Annotated in this window: 1 protein-coding gene; it reads left to right on the forward strand. The window is 60.1% G+C overall.

What is annotated here, in order from left to right; genetic code table 11:
- Positions 1–221: 221 nt before the first annotated feature.
- Positions 222–1,189 (forward strand): reverse transcriptase domain-containing protein (locus F758_RS0143030; RefSeq protein ID WP_024513513.1); only part of this gene is annotated, 968 nt, incomplete at its 3' end.

Below are 1,189 nucleotides of genomic sequence, written 5' to 3' on the forward strand. Positions count from 1 at the left end.
TGCGCCGGGGTAGTGGCGACAGCATGTACACAAGGAAAGCGTACGCAACACGGGAGGCCCTACGACGTGGTCAGGGATGACCAACCGGACGCCCGTGAGGGACAGGCCGGGCGCCGTGGGGATGCGGAGGGGTTCGTAGTACTGGTGAAGCCGGGTAACGCCGGTGGAGGGAAGGGACCTCAGTTCAAGACGAACGCAAGACGTGGTGAGGGACCTGGAGATTGGGCAATCTATCAACTCCGAAGAGTGTTCAGAAACTGCAGACGACGTTGCACGCGAAAGCGAAGGCAGAAGCTGGCTACCGCTTCTACGCCCTGTATGACAAGATCAGCCGGGAAGACATCTTGGCCCATGCCTATGCTCAATGCCGCTCTAACAAGGGCGCACCGGGCGTGGACGGGCAGGACTTCGCGGACATCGAAGTGTACGGGGTGCAGCGGTGGCTTGGCGAACTGGCGCTTGCGCTCAGGCAGGAGACGTACCGACCGGACCCTATCAGAAGAGTGTACATACCGAAGGCCAATGGCAAACTCAGGCCATTGGGCATCTCAACCGTGCGTGATCGAGTCTGCATGACGGCAGCGATGCTGGTGTTAGAACCGATCTTTGAGGCCGATCTTCCACCCGAGCAGTATGCGTACCGTCCCGGGCGAAATGCCCAACAGGCGGTGGTCGAGGTGGAAGCGCAGCTGTTTCGCGGCCACCCGGAAGTCGTTGATGCCGACCTCGCGGACTACTTCGGAAGCATTCCGCATGCCGAACTTCTCAAGTCGGTAGCGCGCCGAATTGTTGATCGGCGCGTGCTGCATCTGATCAAGATGTGGCTGGAATGTCCCGTGGAAGAAACCGACGATCGAGGAAGGAAGACACGCACGACCGAAGCCCGGGGCAACCGGCGCGGCATCCCGCAAGGTTCACCCATCTCCCCATTGCTGGCGAATCTCTACATGCGCCGGTTTGTGCTGGGATGGAAGATGCTCGGGCTGGAACAGAGCCTCGGCACTCGCATCGTGACCTATGCCGACGATCTCGTGATCCTGTGCCGGCGGGGCAAAGCCGAAAAGGCCTTGTCACGACTGCGCGAGATCATGGGGAAGCTGAAGCTGACGGTCAACGAGGACAAGACACGAATCTGCAAGGTGCCGGAAGGAGAGTTCGACTTCCTGGGCTACTCGTTCGGACGGATGTA

Origin of the sequence: Bradyrhizobium sp. ARR65 (assembly GCF_000472385.1) — a bacterium.
Classification (GTDB): domain Bacteria; phylum Pseudomonadota; class Alphaproteobacteria; order Rhizobiales; family Xanthobacteraceae; genus Bradyrhizobium.